Source organism: Cytobacillus sp. GQ23 (assembly GCF_059758675.1).
The window spans coordinates 100,206-118,532 of sequence record NZ_JCAXER010000009.1 but is presented as its reverse complement, the minus strand read 5'-3'; the positions used below and the strand labels follow the sequence as shown (position 1 = coordinate 118,532).

The 18,327-nt window shown below is 41.2% G+C and carries 19 protein-coding genes, 1 tRNA gene and 1 riboswitch; of the genes, 4 read left to right on the top strand and 16 right to left on the bottom strand.

Annotation, left to right across the window (positions count from 1 at the left end; genetic code table 11):
• Window positions 1–73: 73 nt before the first annotated feature.
• The 3 genes from splB to AC6CHU_RS09680 all read right to left on the bottom strand — a co-directional run bounded on the left by splB (window position 74) and on the right by AC6CHU_RS09680 (window position 5,145).
• Window positions 74–1,099: a spore photoproduct lyase gene (gene splB / locus AC6CHU_RS09690; RefSeq protein WP_159865171.1), complete on the bottom strand. Its 1,026-nt coding sequence runs from the start codon at window positions 1,097–1,099 to the stop codon at window positions 74–76.
• Between the two features lie 142 nt (window positions 1,100–1,241).
• Window positions 1,242–3,803 (bottom strand): vitamin B12-dependent ribonucleotide reductase, encoded by a 2,562-nt coding sequence (locus tag AC6CHU_RS09685; protein ID WP_159865168.1) that lies wholly within the window; start codon window positions 3,801–3,803, stop codon window positions 1,242–1,244.
• A gap of 505 nt (window positions 3,804–4,308) precedes the next feature.
• A complete protein-coding gene (locus AC6CHU_RS09680) occupies window positions 4,309–5,145 on the bottom strand; it encodes a lipoate--protein ligase family protein (protein ID WP_159865165.1) in 837 nt (278 codons plus the stop codon).
• 182 nt (window positions 5,146–5,327) lie between these two features.
• Between AC6CHU_RS09680 and AC6CHU_RS09675 the strand changes: the two genes are divergently transcribed.
• Window positions 5,328–5,711: a rhodanese-like domain-containing protein gene (locus AC6CHU_RS09675; RefSeq protein WP_159865162.1), complete on the top strand. Its 384-nt coding sequence runs from the start codon at window positions 5,328–5,330 to the stop codon at window positions 5,709–5,711.
• 232 nt (window positions 5,712–5,943) lie between these two features.
• Here the strand turns inward: AC6CHU_RS09675 and gcvPB are convergent, their stop codons facing one another.
• The 3 genes from gcvPB to gcvT are packed head-to-tail and all read right to left on the bottom strand — an operon-like array spanning window position 5,944 to window position 9,863.
• The gene (gene gcvPB, locus AC6CHU_RS09670; RefSeq protein WP_159865329.1) at window positions 5,944–7,404 is read right to left on the bottom strand and encodes an aminomethyl-transferring glycine dehydrogenase subunit GcvPB; all 1,461 of its coding nucleotides are present in this window, start codon (window positions 7,402–7,404) and stop codon (window positions 5,944–5,946) included.
• Entirely contained in the window at window positions 7,397–8,743 is a 1,347-nt protein-coding gene (gene gcvPA, locus AC6CHU_RS09665; protein WP_159865159.1) for an aminomethyl-transferring glycine dehydrogenase subunit GcvPA, read from the bottom strand. The genes gcvPB and gcvPA overlap by 8 nt, the downstream gene beginning before the upstream one ends.
• Before the next feature lie 16 nt (window positions 8,744–8,759).
• On the bottom strand, window positions 8,760–9,863 hold the full coding sequence (gene gcvT / locus AC6CHU_RS09660) for a glycine cleavage system aminomethyltransferase GcvT (protein WP_159865156.1): 1,104 nt from the start codon (window positions 9,861–9,863) through the stop codon (window positions 8,760–8,762).
• Window positions 9,864–10,021: 158 nt separating this feature from the next.
• Window positions 10,022–10,110: riboswitch (glycine riboswitch) on the bottom strand.
• Window positions 10,111–10,290: 180 nt separating this feature from the next.
• On the opposite strand from gcvT, the gene AC6CHU_RS09655 reads away from it, so the two are divergent.
• The gene (locus tag AC6CHU_RS09655) at window positions 10,291–11,979 is read left to right on the top strand and encodes a DEAD/DEAH box helicase (RefSeq protein WP_159865153.1); all 1,689 of its coding nucleotides are present in this window, start codon (window positions 10,291–10,293) and stop codon (window positions 11,977–11,979) included.
• Complete coding sequence (locus AC6CHU_RS09650) at window positions 11,957–12,751, top strand: YqhG family protein (protein WP_159865150.1); 795 nt, start codon at window positions 11,957–11,959, stop codon at window positions 12,749–12,751. The genes AC6CHU_RS09655 and AC6CHU_RS09650 overlap by 23 nt, the downstream gene beginning before the upstream one ends.
• Window positions 12,752–12,793: 42 nt before the next feature.
• On the opposite strand, the gene AC6CHU_RS09645 is transcribed toward AC6CHU_RS09650, so the two are convergent.
• From AC6CHU_RS09645 to comGA, 9 genes are all read right to left on the bottom strand, one after another.
• A complete protein-coding gene (locus AC6CHU_RS09645) occupies window positions 12,794–12,979 on the bottom strand; it encodes a YqzE family protein (RefSeq protein ID WP_159865147.1) in 186 nt (61 codons plus the stop codon).
• Window positions 12,980–13,057: 78 nt separating this feature from the next.
• On the bottom strand, window positions 13,058–13,555 hold the full coding sequence (locus AC6CHU_RS09640; protein ID WP_159865144.1) for a shikimate kinase: 498 nt from the start codon (window positions 13,553–13,555) through the stop codon (window positions 13,058–13,060).
• Window positions 13,556–13,567: 12 nt separating this feature from the next.
• Window positions 13,568–13,951, bottom strand: coding sequence for a competence type IV pilus minor pilin ComGG (comGG, locus tag AC6CHU_RS09635; protein WP_159865141.1), 384 nt, complete (start codon window positions 13,949–13,951; stop codon window positions 13,568–13,570).
• Entirely contained in the window at window positions 13,941–14,357 is a 417-nt protein-coding gene (comGF, locus tag AC6CHU_RS09630) for a competence type IV pilus minor pilin ComGF (RefSeq protein ID WP_159865138.1), read from the bottom strand. Before comGF ends, comGG begins: the two co-directional genes overlap by 11 nt.
• A gap of 16 nt (window positions 14,358–14,373) precedes the next feature.
• Window positions 14,374–14,700 carry a phosphatase gene (locus AC6CHU_RS09625; RefSeq protein WP_159865135.1) on the bottom strand — a complete coding sequence of 109 codons (327 nt, stop codon included), beginning with the start codon at window positions 14,698–14,700 and terminating at the stop codon, window positions 14,374–14,376.
• Window positions 14,684–15,124, bottom strand: a complete 441-nt coding sequence (gene comGD / locus AC6CHU_RS09620; RefSeq protein ID WP_159865133.1) for a competence type IV pilus minor pilin ComGD — start codon at window positions 15,122–15,124, stop codon at window positions 14,684–14,686. Before comGD ends, AC6CHU_RS09625 begins: the two co-directional genes overlap by 17 nt.
• Complete coding sequence (gene comGC / locus AC6CHU_RS09615; RefSeq protein ID WP_159865131.1) at window positions 15,121–15,444, bottom strand: competence type IV pilus major pilin ComGC; 324 nt, start codon at window positions 15,442–15,444, stop codon at window positions 15,121–15,123. Before comGC ends, comGD begins: the two co-directional genes overlap by 4 nt.
• Entirely contained in the window at window positions 15,444–16,475 is a 1,032-nt protein-coding gene (gene comGB, locus AC6CHU_RS09610; protein ID WP_159865128.1) for a competence type IV pilus assembly protein ComGB, read from the bottom strand. Before comGB ends, comGC begins: the two co-directional genes overlap by 1 nt.
• Window positions 16,462–17,532 (bottom strand): competence type IV pilus ATPase ComGA, encoded by a 1,071-nt coding sequence (gene comGA / locus AC6CHU_RS09605; protein ID WP_159865125.1) that lies wholly within the window; start codon window positions 17,530–17,532, stop codon window positions 16,462–16,464. The genes comGB and comGA overlap by 14 nt, the downstream gene beginning before the upstream one ends.
• Window positions 17,533–17,678: 146 nt before the next feature.
• Here comGA and AC6CHU_RS09600 point away from each other — a divergent pair.
• Window positions 17,679–17,750, top strand: a tRNA-Gln gene (locus tag AC6CHU_RS09600).
• Window positions 17,751–17,800: 50 nt separating this feature from the next.
• Here the strand turns inward: AC6CHU_RS09600 and AC6CHU_RS09595 are convergent.
• The gene (locus tag AC6CHU_RS09595) at window positions 17,801–18,154 is read right to left on the bottom strand and encodes a Spx/MgsR family RNA polymerase-binding regulatory protein (protein WP_159865122.1); all 354 of its coding nucleotides are present in this window, start codon (window positions 18,152–18,154) and stop codon (window positions 17,801–17,803) included.
• Between the last annotated feature and the right edge of the window lie 173 nt (window positions 18,155–18,327).

Below are 18,327 nucleotides of genomic sequence, written 5' to 3'. Positions count from 1 at the left end.
GAGGAACCTTTACTTATACATCTTTAATCAGGAGCTTTTTAAAATAGTACGGCTGACAAGCAAAATTTAATAATTACGTAAAATATTGCACTTCTGCTTCTGGAAAATATGAGTGAATATATTCCCTAATTGTTTGTTCCAGATCCTTTGCTTCATCAGTCGGATATACATACTTGCCAATACCATATCGTCCCCACTTATATTTGCGCTTTTCTTCATCCATTTCAAGCTTTGTTTTTGGGTAGCGCTTTTCAATGACCTTTTTGGCCGGTTTCGTAAATCTGTGCTGGATTAGTTCAAAAGTTAAGCCTTCAAGGCTGATGCCATCAAGTGCTTTGCTTAACCTCTGAAAAAGTTCATGGTAGCCTTCACGCCAATCATCGTGCATGTAAATAGGCGCCACGATAAATCCAAGCGGATAGCCGGCATTGGCTACTTTACGGGCAGCTTCAAGCCGGTCGTCGAATGAGGAAGTTCCCGGCTCAAAGTTTTTTATTACATAGCGCGAATTAACACTAAATCGGAAACGTGTTTTCCCATTATGTTTCGCATCCAGCAAATGATCGACATGATGATACTTTGTGACAAACCGAAGCTGTCCATATTCAGTCTGACCAATAAATTCGATGGTCTTTTTCAGGGAGTGGGTTAGATGATCTATCCCTACGATATCGGATGTACACGCAGCTTCAAATCGAGTCAGCTCCGGTTTACGCTCTTCCATATATTTAGAGGCCTGCTCAAAAATTTCTTCGAGGTTTACATATGTCCGAATATACGGCTTGCTTCCAAGTGTGGTTTGCAGATAGCAATAATGACAATGCCCCATGCAGCCTGTAGCAAGAGGAATGGCGTATTCTGCAGAGGGCTTGGATGTATCGAATTTTAGAGTCCGCCTGATCCCTACTACTAAAGTGGACTTTGCATTGCGATATTTCTGTAATTCGTTGTCACCCGGAATATTCCTCACCTGATTATGTGAAGTTGTTTCCCGGATTTCTATATTCATTTTTTCAAATTTTTCCTTTAGCTCTCTTCCTAAGGGGTATTCAAGAGCTTGAGGCTCTATATAAACTAGCTGAGGAATAAATGGCTTCATTGGTTAACCTCTCTTTGTCAATTTGTCGGCCAGCAGATAATCCTGGCTGGATCCTATGACTGTAGTATGAGCCAAATAAACGAGCAGCAAAAAAAGAAGATGGAACAAATATTTCCATCTTCTTCTCTCATTTCATTTATATTTATAATCCGCATTTAAGCTGTGCATTACAGTTTGTGCAAGTATTGCAGCCGCCGATTTCTTTTACTTTTCCTTTGCGGCATACCGGACATGTATTGCCTACTTCTGAACCGATTGTTACATCGGTTGAGCGCAGGTCGCTAATTGTGTCAACCAGCACTACATGCTGCTTTGATTTTTCTTTTTTGACTGTATCATCGCTATCAAAGGTGTTCTCTTCAGCTTTAAGCGTCAGTACCTGAGAATCGCGCGATCCGTCCACATATACTGTTCCGCCCTTTGCTCCGCCGCGGTATAGGCGTTCATATACCTTTTCAACCTGTTCAACACTATAGCCTTTTGGTGCGTTGACCGTTTTACTGATTGAGCTGTCAATCCAGCGCTGGATCACACATTGGACATCTGCGTGTGCCTCCGGAGCAAGATCCATCGCCGCAATAAACCATTCAGGCAGATTTTCAGGATCAGCATCCGGGTTACGGTCTAAATATTCCTGAACTATATCTGCCTTCACTTCAATGAACTTGCCTAAGCGGCCGCTTCTGAAGTATGAGAAGGAGAAATATGGTTCAAGGCCCGTAGATACTCCCACCATGGTTCCTGTGGATCCCGTAGGAGCAACGGTTAGAAGATGCGAATTGCGGATTCCGCTTTTTAAAATAGAAGCACGGATATCTTCAGGCATTTTCTTCATGAAGCCTGTTTCTGTAAAAGCTTTGCGCAGGCGATTCGTTTCTTCAGGATTTTCACCTGTTAAGAACGGGAAGCTTCCTTTCTCCTCTGCAAGCTTTATAGAAGCTTTGTATGCTGAAGTAGCAATGGTTTCAAAGACTTTATCAATCAGCACGTTGCCTTCTTCAGATCCATATTCTGTTTCACAATAGATCAGCAGATCATGAAGCCCCATTACACCAAGACCAACACGACGCTCGCCTAATGCCTGCTTTTTGTTCTCTTCAAGGAAGTATGGTGTAGCATCTATGACATTGTCCTGCATCCGTACACCCACTTCAACAGTACGCTTCAGCTTTTCAAAATTAACTGTTTTATTTTCCTTATCTGCCATTTCTGCAAGGTTTACTGCTGCAAGGTTACATACGGAATTTGGCGCCAGAGGCTGCTCGCCGCAAGGATTTGTAGCTACGACCTTTTGTCCGTAAGCCTGTGCATTCGTCATGTCGTTGGCATTATCAATAAAGAAAATGCCTGGTTCAGCTGAGTATGTTGCACAGATGTTAATCAGGTTCCATAGCTCTTTCGCTTTAATTTTACGATGAACGCGCACTTTATAGCCTAGTTTTTCCCACTCTCTGACATCACCTACTTTATGCCATTCTTCGTTGTATGTTTTCATCGTTTCGGCATCATAGGACTCAACATCCGGGAAACGAAGCTCATATTCTGCATCATTTTCAACCGCATCCATAAATTCTTTCGTGAGGCAGACTGAAATGTTTGCTCCTGTCAGGAACTCAGAGTTGTGAACACTATAAGTACCTCCAGCCGCAAGCTTTTCCTCTGCGTCTTTAATGATTTTTTCACTGAAGCCGCCATAGCCTGGAATGCTTTTGTAATTAATAATGCCCTGGTACATGGCAATTTCCTGTTCATTAAACGGAGTGAATTTTAATTTTTCTTTAGCATATTTTTTTATGGTTTCATCCTTTGTATTTTCAAGAAGGAAGCGTAAAATTCTTGGGTTTTGCATTTTCGAAATGATGAATTCGATAATGTCCGGATGCCAATCAGATAGCATAATCATCTGTGCACCTCTTCGGGATCCCCCTTGCTCCACAAGATGTGTAAGCTTCGCAATATCATCCAGCCAGGAAACTGAACCGGAGGATTTTCCGTTCACTCCTTTTGCGAGTGTATTGCGCGGTCTAAGAGTTGAACCGTTTGTCCCTACGCCGCCGCCGCGGCTCATGATTTCCATTACCTGCTTGCGGTGCTCGGAAATTCCTTCACGGGAATCCTGCACGAATGGCATTACATAACAGTTGAAATACGTAACATCTGTTTCAGCACCTGCTCCGTACAACACCCGGCCAGCCGGAATAAAATTCAGGTTTTTCAATTCCTGATAGAATTTTTCAAACCATTCTTTTCTTTTTTCTTCGGTTTTTTCAACAGATGCAAGGCCAGTTGCATTACGCTTGGCGATTTGCTCATAATAGATTTCCAGAGGCTTCTCGATTACATCAAGAGGCTTTGTAATAATGCCTGTTCTCACTTCTTCCGGATCATCCAGCACTCCTCTGTAATCTTCTTCTACTAAAACCTTTGCTGTCTTGTTTTCCCAGTCTATGTCGAGAATATAGCCTAATCCGCGTGCAGGAAATTTTGGATCTTCCTTTATGGTGAGAACAACAAAGTCACCGTTTGTGAGTGTCACTTTCTCGGTGTCTTTGAAGGTATAGCGGTCTAGCATAACCAAGCGGGAAACACCTTTGTGGGTCATTTTCATATCAGGGGTTACAGGGTGAACCTGAGGAAAGAGACGGATGTCCTTGTTTAAACGTTCAATGTTTAATTTCATTTTTTGTCCTAGGGCAACAGACATTGTTACAACTCCTTCTTTCTAAATCAAATATGGAAGTACATTTTGACAGATAGAGTAAATCTATCTGTCAAAATAGTACCCTAAAGTTACCACATCTTAAACCATAAAATCAATATATAGTGTTATTAATATTTTCGACAACACTACATGTTGTGTTGAGTTCAGCAAATTATCGTTTTGTCAAACTTAAAAAATACTAAAATTTGAAGAAAAACAGAGTTAATGACCGATTTTCGACAATTAACGATAAATTTTAACACATTTTGAAGCTTGCACTTTTTTTGTTCATTATTTGGAAAAATATTCATTAATCTTGCACCCGGATACCCTGCTCCCGCAGGACTCCGAATAAGTTTCCTTGAGTACACACCGCACGAAGAAAATGCACGTGCATTTTCGAGGATCTTGCACCTTCCCGCTCCAATCAACTCAGTAAAAATAAAACAAATGGCAGCAAACTTGCGAAAACATCCTTAAAAAAAGAGAAAAAGCGACTTAGCCGCTTTTATCTCTTATAGTTCCATTCATCGCTTTCATATCGTTCTTTTGCGATTTTTTGTACATATGCCATCTCATCATCTGAAAGCTCGTAAGGTTCCAGCACAATGTTCAGGCCTTCCTCAAACCCCTTCTTGAAAGCTGCCTTGGCCTGCTCAAGAGTAATATTTTCTGTTGTCAGCTCATTTATGGCCACAGCTTTATTTTTAAAAGCCTTTTGCATTCTCTCTTTTACCCGGTCATTAGGATATTTGAACAAGCTAAAGAGCTTGTCTTCATCCAAATCAAGTAATATAGAGCCATGCTGAAGGATGACACCTTTTTGTCTTGTCTGTGCACTCCCTGCTACTTTACGGCCTTCAACTACAAGTTCATACCAGCTTGGGGCATCAAAACAAACAGCCGATCTTGGATTTTTCAGAGAGTCCCTTTCTTCAGCAGTCTTTGGCACAGCAAAATACGCCTCCATACCAAGTGCGTGAAAACCTTTTAGAATTCCTTCAGAAATGACTCTGTACGCTTCCGTTACTGTAGTGGGCATTTCCGGGTGGTTTTCAGGAACGATCACGCTGTAGGTGAGTTCATGTTCGTGAAGCACCCCTCTTCCGCCTGTTGGTCTGCGGACAAAACCCAAACCATGCTGCTTCACTGCTTCCATATCTATTTCCTTTTCAGCCTTTTGGAAGTATCCAATCGAAAGAGTTGCGGGGTTCCAGCCATAAAACCGGATTACCGGAGGCATCTTTCCTTCACTGTTCCAGTCAAGCAAAGCTTCATCCAAAGCCATATTAAAGGAGGGTGACCCCTCTTTAGAATCAATAAATCGCCAAACTTCTTTAGTCATATATAACCCTCGTTTTCAGATTCTTTAACTAGTCATTTGCGGTTATTAGTCTACCAAAATTGATGTGAAATTAAAAGCATGTTGAATTTCCAAAACAAATTTACCAGATTTCCTTTACTCCCATTAGGAAAGACTTATATAATATTAGTTGGCTTACCTATGTGTGAAAGGAGAAAGACATATTGGAAACACTTTATTTCATTCTAATCATTTTGGGTGCAATCATTACCTATTCTGTCATAACTTGGTTTTATCAGCGCCGCATTGTTAAAACACTTACTGAAGACCAGTTTAGAGAAGGCTATAGAAAAGCCCAATTAATCGACGTTCGCGAACCAAATGAATTTGAAAACGGCCATATTTTAGGTGCCCGCAATATACCGCTTTCACAAATGAAAATGCGCATGAAAGAACTGCGTCCGGACAAGCCAGTATACTTATATTGCCAGAGCGGCATGAGAAGCGCGAGAGCTGCCCAGTTTTTGCACCGTAAAGGCTACAAAGACCTTTCACACCTGCAGGGCGGATTTAAAAAATGGTCCGGAAAAGTGAAAGTGAAAAAATAATAGCATTAGCTTGAAAAGGCCCCGTTAGTTTAACGGGGCCTATTTTGTTTTGAACTGTCCCATCTTCAAACTCTTCTTAACCACTGCCATATCCCCATTTCCAGCCCGCTTTTCATTTTTTTGGCTGTTTCCCTCGGATTTTATACCAGAATATCTCTATTCTCTTACATCCGGCAACAATCCATTATAGGCATCAAAAAAGAGTGCCCGTTTAGGACACTCTTTTTTGACATTATACTTTTTGATAGCGAAGAACCGGCTTTCTTGCAGCCATTGTTTCATCCAGACGGCCAATAACTGTTGTATGAGGTGCTTCCTGAACAATCTCAGGGTTTTCCTCAGCTTCTTTAGCAATTTGGATCATGGCATCGACGAAAGCATCCAGCGTCTCTTTAGACTCTGTCTCTGTCGGCTCAATCATAATACACTCCTCCACATTAAGCGGGAAGTAGATGGTTGGAGGATGGTAGCCAAAGTCCAGGAGCCTCTTGGCTATATCCAATGTGCGCACGCCAAGCTTCTTCTGGCGCTTTCCGCTTAAAACGAATTCATGCTTACAATGTCTGTCAAATGGCAGGTCAAAGAACGGCTCCAGCCTTCTCATCATATAATTTGCGTTTAATACGGCATATTCCGTTACAGCTTTTAGCCCATCCGGCCCCATAGTGCGTATATAAGTATAAGCCCGGACATTGATGCCAAAGTTTCCGTAATACGGCTTTACGCGGCCGATTGATTGCGGACGGTCATAATCAAACTCATATTGGTCACCATTCTTAACCAAAACAGGTTTCGGAAGGAATGGAATCAGATCCGCTTTTACGCCGACAGGACCAGATCCCGGTCCGCCGCCTCCATGCGGTCCTGTAAATGTTTTATGAAGATTAAGGTGAACAACATCAAATCCCATGTCTCCTGGGCGTGCTTTTGAAAGTACAGCATTCAAGTTAGCTCCATCATAGTAAAGCTTACCGCCAGCACTGTGAACAATCTCAGCCATTTCAAGAATGTTTTCTTCGAACAAACCTAAAGTATTAGGGTTAGTCAGCATAAGGGCAGCAGTATCCTCGCCAACTACTCTTCTTAAGTCCTCTAAATCCACAAGCCCATTTTCATTGGATTTAACCGTTATAGTTTCAAAACCTGCGACTGTTGCAGATGCTGGGTTTGTTCCGTGAGCAGAATCAGGAACGACAACTTTTGTGCGTTTGGTATCACCATTCGCTTCATGGTAAGCACGGATCATCATTAATCCAGTCCATTCTCCATGCGCACCTGCAGCAGGCTGAAGTGTAACTTCATCCATTCCTGTAATTTCAATGAGATGCTCCTGAAGATCATACATTAATTCCAGTGCACCTTGAACAGAGCTTTCATCCTGCAGAGGATGCAAGTGTGCAAAACCATTGTAGCGAGCTACATTTTCATTGATTTTAGGATTATATTTCATTGTACAGGATCCAAGTGGGTAAAATCCTGAATCAACCCCATGATTTCGATTGGAGAGTGCAGTATAATGGCGCATGATATCCAGTTCAGACACTTCCGGCAGCTCTGGCTCTTCTTCTCTCAGGTAGCCTTCTGGAAGAAGTTCGCTCAAGTCAGCTTCCGGAATATCCATTTCAGGCAGGCTGTAGCCGATTCTGCCTTCTGTGCTTAGTTCAAAGATGAGTGGCTGATCTTCCTTATGCATGGTAATCCCCCATTTCTTTAACGAATGCATCAATTTCTTCCTTCGTTCTCAATTCTGTTACAGCAACAAGCATATGATTTTTCAGGCCAGCATAATCTCGGCCCAAATCGTAGCCGCCAATAATGCCCTTTTCAAGGAGCTTCTGATTAACTTCTTTAACAGGCTTATTCAGCTTGATAACAAATTCATTAAACGAAGGACCTTCAAATGGAACTTCAAAACCGCTGGACTTAAATTGCTGTTTTGCATAATGGGCTTTTTGCATATTGGCAGAAGCCATTTCCTTTACACCCTTCTTGCCGAGAGCAGTCATTGCTACAGATGCCGCCAGTGCATTAAGAGCCTGATTGGAACAGATGTTGGACGTTGCCTTATCACGGCGTATATGCTGTTCACGCGCCTGAAGGGTAAGCACAAAACCACGGCGTCCCTGATCGTCTACCGTTTGTCCGACAAGACGGCCCGGCACTTTTCTCATCAGCTTGGAGGTTACGGCAAAATATCCGCAATGAGGGCCTCCAAAAGCAGTCGGAATACCGAAAACCTGTGCATCTCCTGCTACAATGTCTGCTCCAAACTTTCCTGGAGGAGTAAGTGCGCCAAGAGCAAGCGGGTTACTTGAGACTACAAACATGGATTTATGGGCGTGGATAATTTCCTCGAGTTCTTTTAAAGGCTCGACTCTTCCAAAAAAGTTAGGATACTGTACAATCACAGCTGCGATATCATCGCCAATCATTTCATTTAAGGCTTCAAGGTCAGTGATGCCTTCTTTATGAGGGACCTCAATAACTTCAATATACTGCCCCTTTGCATATGTCTTTACTACTTCCTTTGATTCGGGGTGAACTGCACTTGAGATTAAGATTTTCTTACGGCGTGTGCTTCCTGCGCTAAGCATTGCTGCTTCAGCAAGAGCCGTCCCGCCATCATACATGGATGAGTTGGCAACATCCATTCCTGTTAATTCACAAATCATAGTCTGGAATTCGAAAATTGCCTGCAGCTCTCCCTGGGAAATTTCCGGCTGGTAAGGAGTATAGGCAGTATAAAACTCTGAACGGGATAATACATGATCCACAATGACCGGCATGTAGTGATCATAAACACCTGCGCCAAGGAAAGATGTATTTGTGCGGAGATCAGCATTTTTCTGAGCCATTTTCGTAAGCTCTTTCATTAAGGCTGTCTCTGATTTCGCCGGCTTGATATTATATTCGCCCTTGAACCTTACACTCTCGGGAATATCACTGAATAATTCTTCTACAGAACTGACGCCGATTTTTTCTAGCATGGCTTTCTGGTCAGACTCTGTCATCGGTAAATAGCGATGTTTCATTATTTTCTCCCCCCGGTTAGTTCTTTTCTCTTTTGTAAAAAGGTGTTGCTGCAACCTTAGCCTTCAATCTTTTGCCGCGGATTTCCACTTCCAATTCAGTTCCGAGCTCCGCATGCTCTTTCTTGATAAGAACAAGGCCAATATTCTTTTTTAACGTCGGAGATTGTGTGCCTGTTGTCACCTCTCCGATCAGTTCTTCCCCTTTATATACAGGATATCCATGGCGCGGAATACCGCGGTCAATCATTTCAATTCCGGCCAGCTTGCGCGGAATCCCATTTTCCTTTTGATTCTTAAGGACTTCTTTGCCGATAAATTCAGCTTCTTTATTAACTTTTACAGCAAAGCCGATTCCTGCCTCAAGCGGTGTGATATCAGGAGAGAGCTCCTGGCCATATAGTGCCAGGTTGGCTTCAAAGCGAAGCGTATCTCTTGCACCAAGTCCGCATGGGAGAACGCCTTCTTCTTTGCCCGCTTCAAGGATTTCATTCCATAATGCCGCTGCATCCTTGGAATCACAGTAAACTTCAAATCCGTCTTCTCCTGTATAACCCGTTCTGGAGACAAGCGCTTTCTTGCCATTCAAATCAACATCCTGCTGGAATTTAAAGAATCCGATATCCGCCAGATTTGTACCAGTAAGCTTTTGGAGCACTTTTTCGGCAAGCGGCCCCTGAATTGCCAGCTGGGCCATATCTTCTGAAAGGTTCTTTAATTCCACATTTCCTTCAGCATGGTCCTGAAGCCAGTTAAAATCTTTTTCAATGTTGGAAGCATTAACAACTAGCAAATAGTAGTCTTCCTCTATTTTATAGACAAGTAAATCATCAACAGTTCCGCCATTTTCATAACACATGGCTGTATATTGAGCACCTGAGTTCTTTAATTTGGAAATATCGTTTGTCATCATTTTTTGAAGGTATTTAAGACTGTCCGTCCCCTTCACTTCGATTTCTCCCATATGGGATACATCAAAAAGGCCGGCTTTTGTGCGGACTGCTTCATGTTCTTCTTTAATGCTTGAAAATTGAACAGGAAGGTCCCAGCCGCCGAAGTCGATGGTCTTAGCTCCGTAATCTTTGTACACCTCGAATAAAGGCGTGCGTTTTAACTGTGACATTTACTCGTCCCCCTTAAATCTGTTTAATTTGTTTTAGGAACATAAAAAAGGACAGAGTATCCCCTCAAATATGAGAAGATCTCTGTCCTTGCACCTGAAAGTTTACCGAAATCGGCTTTCCCCTTGGGTGGCTTATTTAAAAGCACTCTCCAGAGCTGCGTCAAACAAGAGTTCTTTTGCCTGAGAGATTCACAAATTTTGCTTGCTCCTTCGGCGCTACAAACGTAGTCTCTCCCCTTGTTGTCATTCGCATTTATAAAATTTTCCAAGATGGTCATACTTATACCAAACAGAAAAAATAAAGCTTCATTTACTTCGGTTAACTAAATGTAATTTGTAAACTTTCAAAACTTTCAAAGCTACTAACATCGTACCACCTAAACAGGGTTTGGGCAATATCTTTATATAGATAAAAGGAGCTGTTTTTATGACAGTGCAAATTGGCTTTGATTCTGCCTGGCAGGATGAATTCTTAAAAAGAATTGACGATGACGGCCCATGGGGAAATTGGGAGCTATATAAACTGGCTGTTGAGGTTGAGAACCATACAACTATTCCTGATTTTGAAGGCCTGCAGGCTCCGAAGCATCTGCCGAACCTTACTCCGCTTCCACATCAGCTGGAAGTGGCCAAGCAGGTAGTCGAGAACATGAACGGAAAAGCTATTCTGGCTGACGAAGTCGGTCTTGGCAAAACCATTGAAGCTGGTTTGATATTAAAGGAATATATGATTAGAGGACTTGTAAAAAAAGTCCTTATACTCGTTCCAGCTTCCCTCGTTTCACAATGGGCTATGGAGCTGAACAGCAAATTTTTCATACCGGCTGTGGCGCAGCGGAAAAGCTATGTATGGGAACAATGTGATGTAGTTGTATCATCTATCGATACAGCCAAGCGCAATCCCCATCGTGATATTATCTACAGCCTTGATTATGACCTGATTATTATAGATGAAGCTCACAAGCTAAAAAATAATAAAACAAAAAACTATGAATTTGTACAAAACCTTAAAAAGAAGTTCTGCCTGCTATTAACAGCAACACCCATTCAGAATAGAATCAGTGAGATCTTCAATCTTGTGTCCCTGCTCAAACCCGGGCATCTGGGCAACGAATCAGCTTTTTATGAGAACTATAAAAAGGACTCCCGTTCTTTGAACGATGATGCACATCTAAAGGAGCTCGTGAACAAAGTTATGATCCGCAACCGCAGGGCGGATACCGGGATCGAATGGACCAAGAGACATGTGGAAACCATACCGATTGAATTTTCGCAGGCTGAGCGTGAACTTTATAAAGCTGTAACAGAGCTCCGGGGTGAAGAAGATTGGGTCAGTTCCAGCCAATTTTCGGTAATGACTCTGCAAAGAGAGGCGTGCTCAAGCAGAGAAGCTGTCTATTTTACACTTCAAAATATGATAAAAAGACAGGAGCATCCTTCAATAGCTTTTCAGAAGCAAATTCAATACCTTATCAAAAAGGTTGAAGCTGTCCAGCAAAATTCCAAAGCGCAAAAAGCTCTGGAATTAATACAGAAAATAAATGACAAGGTCATAATCTTTACTGAATACAGGGCAACGCAGATGTACCTTCAGTGGTTTTTAAAGCAATATGGGATTACATCAGTTCCCTTCAGAGGGGGATTTAAAAGAGGCAAAAAGGACTGGATGAGAGAGCTTTTCCAAAATAATGCTCAAGTACTGATTGCAACAGAAGCAGGAGGAGAAGGAATAAATCTGCAATTCTGTAATCATATCATTAATTTTGATCTCCCTTGGAATCCCATGCGGCTCGAACAAAGGATTGGGCGAATCCATCGTCTCGGCCAGGAAAAGGATGTTATGATTTATAATTTGGCCACGAAAGAAACAGTCGAAGAACATATTATGAAGCTTTTGTATGAGAAAATACATCTTTTCGAAAAAGTTATCGGTGATTTGGACGATATTTTAACCAAGCTTGAATTTGGCAGTATCGATGATCACCTTGTTGATATATTTGGAAGATCAGCTTCAGAAGGTGAAATGAGAATCAAAATGGAAAACTTGACGAGCATGATCCAATTCGCGGAGGATCTGAAGGAAGGTGAACTGAATGCAGCAACAGGAAATTCATAAATTCCTTGAAAGGTATTTTCACGCAAATGGGTGTGAAATAACTGATAAAGGTCCAGGGTATATGACCGTGCAGCTGACGATTGATTTGGATAAGGAACTAATGAATCGGCCCTTTTATTGGCATTATCTCGAAAAAACAGGCGGAATTCCAAATCCCATGCAGCTGACGCTTATTACAAACCAGCAGCTGGCGCCGCCACATATAAAGGGGGAAGTCATTCACTTCGGCTCACCGAGGCTTCACCAGATCTTTGATTCAGCCCGGAAACTGGCAGGCTATATACGATTATATGAAAATCACCGGCAGGCACCTGGAAATCAGGTTCCGTTAAGGCCCTGGCTAGGAATGAACATTCGCGTATCTTATCAATGCGACCGAAAACGGGATGTCTTTAAATCAATCGGCCTACAACTAATTAATGGCCAAATGGTCGAAAATTTTCATGACAGATTGCTCGGCATGAGCCTTACACCTAAAATCCCAGATTACTCGTTTACCTTGTCTCCGCTTATTAAGCCGGGGAGTGGAGTATTCAGGGTAGCAAATTTCATTAAGGCCGAAATTGAACAAGAAGATCATATATGGGCAGAGGAAGCCCGTGAGCGCTGGCAAAAAGATCTTAGACTTCTTGAACATTTCTACGAAGAGGCGGAAGAAAAAGGGGAAAGTTATGGAAACGAAAAAACTGCCCTTCAGGAGCAATATGAGCCAAAGATTAATATCTCCATAATAAATGGCGGTCTCTTTTATCTGACAGACAGCGCAGTCTAAAATGGCAAAAAACCGGCAGACTTTGCCGGTTTTTTGCATGAGCTATTTGTTTTTTTTTCTTCTCATCCCCAAGTAGAATAGATAAGAAATCATGCCAAACCATCTGAATAAAAACGGCTCTTTCATGTCCTTTTTTTCAATTCGATGCCGCTTTCGCTCATCTTTTGGCTGGTCAATATATTTTACTACTGTCTGTGTAAGATACTTTACATAATCGTTGGATTTCATACTCATACCGCCTTTATTCCGCACAGAATTGCCATGGCATCCTGCTTTTTATCATTTACAAGTATGTCCAACGGGTTTTCACTCTAAACAATCTATTATCTCTTGTATAATTTCTGATGTATCTTTATTAGTTGTATCAATGGTCACATGAGCTGTTTCTTTATAGAGCGGCATTCTTTTTTCATAAATTTCGTGAATCAGCTTTTTTTTATCACCTTTCAGAAGCGGTCTGGTATGATCCTTTTCTATCCGTTTGAAAATTTCTTCAGGAGACGCATAAAGGAAGAAAACAATCCCCTTTTCGCTAAGCCATTTTCTGTTTTCAGGCTTTATCACAATTCCCCCGCCAGTAGTTATAACTCGCGCTCTTTCATCCAATTCATTTAAAATAAGTGATTCAAGGTTTCTGAAGTATTGCTCTCCATGCTGCGCGAAAATATCATTAATACTCTTATTTTCCCGCTTAACTATTTCTTCATCTGTATCGATTACTTGCTGATTTAAGCAGGCTGCCAGCTCTTTTCCAATAGTTGTTTTGCCGGAACCCATGAATCCGATTAAGTAAATTGGCTTCATCTTTATCCCCACTCAGTTTTTTTCAATCCATTTTATCATTTTTTGCAGGTCTGTGTCATAGTAAGCATAACCGGTAATTTCCTTAGCAGAGCCAATTTTTGTTTTGAAAGTAATCTGAATTAGGCTTGCTGCCACAGGAGAAATTTCATAAGAGACCTTCCCATCTTTAAACAAATAAACTCCTGACTCTTCCGGAGTAATATTTTCCATTAGCATTTTTTCTGTTTTTTTAAAGGAAGAAAGCAGGTAATATTCCTGCATCATTACGGTTTCAGTCTGTTTCACAATCCTTTTCTCAGAAATAAATTGATCTAATTGAATGGTAAGAAGGAAAAGTGCAGCCAGAATGATTGTTAAAGTAAGAGGATAAGCAAATCCATTTTGATTACGGTACATCAATATCCTCCATATCCATTAAGTAATAAAGAAATGCGGAATGCTCTTGATCAAAATTATCTGAAACATTTATTACTACTCCGCCATTGGCAGACGCAAATGAAATGCTTTTCAATTTTTGAAGGACAATCTCATGTCCTTTCATATCTACTCTCCTTCGCAAGCTGGACCCATATTTCTCATAAAGAACAGTTTTCCCGTCTACAGTTAACACAATTGAAGCAGGTGTTATTTTTGAAGCATCAGCCATTCTGATTTCTTTTTTCAGCTGATTAATAAATACATGCCATTCAAGCCTTTGTGTCCTGGCTTCCATTTTCCAGTCATGAGAAAGGAAATTTAAGCTAACCGGCAATAAGGAAACAATCAATAAAAAAACTGAAAATGCAAATAGCATTTCAAGCATTGTAAATCCCTCATTACTAAAATACCTCACACTTTTCCTTTGCTTTACCCCGTACATTCTCATACCTTATGCAAACCTCCATAACTCCTTGCTTTTCCTTAGGGAGAATTTTATAAACCGTTTGATTTACCTCCATGGCTTTCCCCTCAGGAAAACTCCCTTCCGATGCAGCCTCCATAAGACTTTCAAAAAGCAGCTTGGTGCTTTCATAATCCTGTTTTACTTCTTCTGCCTGCTCAGTTGCCTTTATGATAAGGGGAAAAATTATTCCTGCTGCAAGCAGCATCCCTGATAAAGACAGCAGGAGCTCAGCCAGAAAAAAGCCTTCATTCCTTCTCCACATTAAATCGTCCTCTTCCGATAAAAAATGTTATTTTATATAGCTCCTTGTCTGCTTTAATATAGAAGCTTCCAAAATCTTTTGTAATACCACCTGGTCCATATAGAAAGTACATTGGCATTGTTCCCGGTTTAATCTTAATGATCTCGGGATATTCTCTGCTAAAGATAGGATCTGCTGCAAGCTTTTCATTAGCGAAATACCTATTCTCCTCAGGAATAATCTGAATAGTTACATCTGTCTGATGGGTTATGGCATAGTTTTGGGCATAAAGGAGGTCAGATCTAAATTGGGAAAAGAACATTATCTTTTCAAGATAGAAAAAATGAGGTTTAAGAAGCAGGGCTGTAACCGAGGCAATAATAAGGAAAATACTGAGAACGAATAGCGACTCTATCAATGTAAAGCCTGCTTTGTCTTTTATCATGACTCTACTGATTCAACCTTCCCATCCGCAGAAATCTTAACGGCATCTCCATTAGGACAAGTTGTGGTATCTTCATTGAGATATTCGGCAGCCACTAAGTCCTGTATATTCGAAGGAAGTGCTTTTTTATCGATTTCATATGCCTGAACCTGCGCCTGCACCATTTTGACAAACGCATCGCATCCCTTGCTGTTTATTTTTGAATTGTGTTTCGTTACATTGGGAATGGTGATGATTAACAGTACTGATATCACCAATAAAACAATCATCATTTCAATGAGCGTGAAACCTCTGTTATTGTTTAAATTGCGCCATTTCATTAAAATCCCTCCAGTAGATGAAACATAGGCAGCAGAACTGCCAAATACATCGAAACGATTAAAAAACCGATAAACATATATAAAGTGGGCTGAATGATCTTAAGGAGCTTTTCTGTGTTTTCCTCCATTTTACGCAGACAATGCCTGCTAAAAAAAGTTAATTCCTGGTCCAGCCTGCCATTTTTTTGACCATGTCTGATAATATTAGCAAGTTCCTTTTCAAAAAATGGAAAACTCATCAGAATGTCTTCCAGCTTATTCCCTTCACGGAGCTTGATCTTTACAGCTTTGCCGAGGGCACTATAAAAAGGCTGCTTATCATTTTTCTCAAAAAGACTCAGTGCCTCATGTATGGATAAACCGCCATTTAAAAGATAGCTCAGCTGTACAGCAAAGAAATGAGTATAGTAAAGGCGAAGAAAATGGCCAGCTGCAGGCACTCTTACTAGGATCCTTTTTTGCTGGATAGGGGACAGTTTTCTGAATCTGGCACAGTAGTATATAAGCAAACCGGCCAAGCTGCAGACCAGAATCAGAAAAAGTAATGGAAGAAAGTCACCAAATAAATAAACTGCTTTTGTAAAGAAATTAGGCTGAAGCTGCATTGAAACGAATAAGGAAGAGAAACGGGGCAACAGGACATTATCAACGAAAATAAATAAGAATGCGGTAATGAGCATCAGGAAAATCGGATAGGCCATCAGTTTTTTCAATTTTTCAATGTCCTTGCCTTTTCGGAGCACCATTTCGCTTCCTTCAAGAAATGCAGAAGCAAGGCCTCCGTGCTGTTCAGCAAAAAAAACATAGCCAATCAGATTTTTATTAAAGTTCATGGTTGCGAGTATTTGATAAAATGGAAACCCTTCTCTTAATTGAGAGAGGCACTCCGTGATTTCATGTTTTCTTTTTGAAGGGAGCTGATGCACCAGTGACTCAAGCGCCTCAGATAAAGGGTACCCTCTGGACAACAGTTCCCCTGTATTCTTCAGAAACAAACCCTGTTCCTGAATGGTCCATTTATGTTTCTCCATCGCCGTGCACCCACCTGTTGTACTCAGTTTCCTTTATATAGCCAAGGGCAATCCCCTTAGTTATGACTTCCTTGAGTGTTCGATATTTAACTAGACTGCTTTCGCCTCTTGCCTTCTTAATGGAGGCATTGAGCGCCCTTCCTGCCAGCAACTCAAACACACTTGCCCTTTTCCACCTGCCATATCCATAGCAGAATGGGGAGCACTCCCCTTCACAATAGGGACAATTCAATTCGACAAGACGCTGTGCGGTAACAGCCACTAAAGTCTGTTCAATTTCCAGCATGTTCACTCCAAACTCAGCTAAACGATATACAGCCCCCTGGGCATCCCGGGTATGCATGGTGCTTAAAACGAGATGTCCAGTAAGAGCTGCTCTAACTGCAATCTTTGCCGTTTCTGCATCCCGGATTTCCCCCACCATAATGATATCGGGGTCATGGCGAAGGATTGCTTTTAAGCCAGCAGAATAAGATACGCCAGCTTTTTCATTCACTTGAACTTGCAGTACCAGGTCATTTTCTTTTTCAATGGGATCTTCCAGGGTGATTACATTTCGATGGAACATATGGGAGGTTTCATTTAGAAGAGAATACAATGTAGTGGTTTTTCCGCTGCCTGTCGGGCCAGTGAAAATAATTAATCCATGTGCATGCTTCAGCAGTGCAAGCATTTTTCTTGTCATGTCTGGAAAAAGGCTGATTTGATAAAAGGGAATTTGTTCCTGCTGGGGAAGGATTCTGATAACGAGGCTTTCACTGTGGCTTGATGGGAGAGTTGAAAAGCGCAGACCAATCATTTGTCCGTCTACTTCGAGTGAATAAGCACCGCTCTGAGGCCTCCTTTTTTCACCTATGTCCATCGAAGCTGTAAATTTAAAATGAGAAATCAATCTGTCGCACTCTTCTTTGGGAAGATAAAGCCTGGGGGTTAATTGATTGCCGAATCTCAGCTGAATTAATGTGTCTTTTCTCCGGGGAATGATGTGGATGTCAGAAGCATGGCATCTGACAGCATCCTTAATAATTCGTTCTGCCATTCTTTCAATTATACTCAACTAGTTATGCACCACCTTTTTTAGTTATTCAGGATTATTATTCGACTTAACCGGAGCCTTTCCTTCATTTTACGGCAAATTTTTTTGACGAATTTGTGAATAAAAATTTTTTTTCTTTTCATAATAAAAGTGTATTGAGGAATCAATGGGCTATAGCCAAGCGGTAAGGCACCGGACTTTGACTCCGTTATGCGCAGGTTCGAATCCTGCTAGCCCAGTAGCTGAGGAAGGGCACGCGATGTCCTTCCTTTTTCACTTTTAGAAAAGCCTATTTAGCCATAGACTTAAATGCATCAGGATTATAGCCGATAACAAGCTTATCTTCGTTTGTCAGAATCGGCCTACGCAAAAGTTTTGGCTCCTTAATGACCATTTGCACCACTTCAGATAAAGTTAATTCCTCAAGGTTCTGTCCCAATTCTTTATAGGTCTGGCTTCGGGTCGCGAGAAGCTCATCTAGTCCGCTTGTGGTTAAAGAAAGGATCTTCAATAGTTCTCTTGATGATGGAGTCTCCCTGAAGATATGCCTTTCTTCAAAATCAATAGAATGGGATGTCAGCCATTTTTTCGTCTTTCTGCAGGAAGTACAGCTGGGATATGTGAAAAATGTCAATTGGCTCATACCTCTTCACCTCACAAATTCATAATTTAACTTAAATTATTTGTATAATATTTGTACAATTAATGTATACACATATAAGTAAATAATTAAACTTCATTTGTGAACATTTTCTAAACTTATAGTGAATAAAGTGTTAACCTTAAACGGCTGTATTATAATGGAAGCAGGCCGGG

What these genes read in the sequence shown, in the direction of transcription:
- AC6CHU_RS09680 (WP_159865165.1), bottom strand. Translation starts at nt 5,145, where the DNA reads ATGACTAAAGAAGTTTGGCGATTTATTGATTCTAAAGAGGGGTCACCC.
- comGD (WP_159865133.1), bottom strand. Translation starts at nt 15,124, where the DNA reads ATGATAAAAGACAAAGCAGGCTTTACATTGATAGAGTCGCTATTCGTT.
- AC6CHU_RS09685 (WP_159865168.1), bottom strand. Translation starts at nt 3,803, where the DNA reads ATGTCTGTTGCCCTAGGACAAAAAATGAAATTAAACATTGAACGTTTA.
- splB (WP_159865171.1), bottom strand. Translation starts at nt 1,099, where the DNA reads ATGAAGCCATTTATTCCTCAGCTAGTTTATATAGAGCCTCAAGCTCTT.
- AC6CHU_RS09625 (WP_159865135.1), bottom strand. Translation starts at nt 14,700, where the DNA reads ATGTGGAGAAGGAATGAAGGCTTTTTTCTGGCTGAGCTCCTGCTGTCT.
- gcvT (WP_159865156.1), bottom strand. Translation starts at nt 9,863, where the DNA reads ATGTCACAGTTAAAACGCACGCCTTTATTCGAGGTGTACAAAGATTAC.
- AC6CHU_RS09655 (WP_159865153.1), top strand. Translation starts at nt 10,291, where the DNA reads ATGACAGTGCAAATTGGCTTTGATTCTGCCTGGCAGGATGAATTCTTA.
- comGG (WP_159865141.1), bottom strand. Translation starts at nt 13,951, where the DNA reads ATGTACCGTAATCAAAATGGATTTGCTTATCCTCTTACTTTAACAATC.
- AC6CHU_RS09640 (WP_159865144.1), bottom strand. Translation starts at nt 13,555, where the DNA reads ATGAAGCCAATTTACTTAATCGGATTCATGGGTTCCGGCAAAACAACT.
- AC6CHU_RS09645 (WP_159865147.1), bottom strand. Translation starts at nt 12,979, where the DNA reads ATGAAATCCAACGATTATGTAAAGTATCTTACACAGACAGTAGTAAAA.
- comGC (WP_159865131.1), bottom strand. Translation starts at nt 15,444, where the DNA reads ATGAAATGGCGCAATTTAAACAATAACAGAGGTTTCACGCTCATTGAA.
- gcvPA (WP_159865159.1), bottom strand. Translation starts at nt 8,743, where the DNA reads ATGAAACATCGCTATTTACCGATGACAGAGTCTGACCAGAAAGCCATG.
- comGB (WP_159865128.1), bottom strand. Translation starts at nt 16,475, where the DNA reads ATGGAGAAACATAAATGGACCATTCAGGAACAGGGTTTGTTTCTGAAG.
- comGF (WP_159865138.1), bottom strand. Translation starts at nt 14,357, where the DNA reads ATGCTTGAAATGCTATTTGCATTTTCAGTTTTTTTATTGATTGTTTCC.
- AC6CHU_RS09650 (WP_159865150.1), top strand. Translation starts at nt 11,957, where the DNA reads ATGCAGCAACAGGAAATTCATAAATTCCTTGAAAGGTATTTTCACGCA.
- gcvPB (WP_159865329.1), bottom strand. Translation starts at nt 7,404, where the DNA reads ATGCATAAGGAAGATCAGCCACTCATCTTTGAACTAAGCACAGAAGGC.
- AC6CHU_RS09595 (WP_159865122.1), bottom strand. Translation starts at nt 18,154, where the DNA reads ATGAGCCAATTGACATTTTTCACATATCCCAGCTGTACTTCCTGCAGA.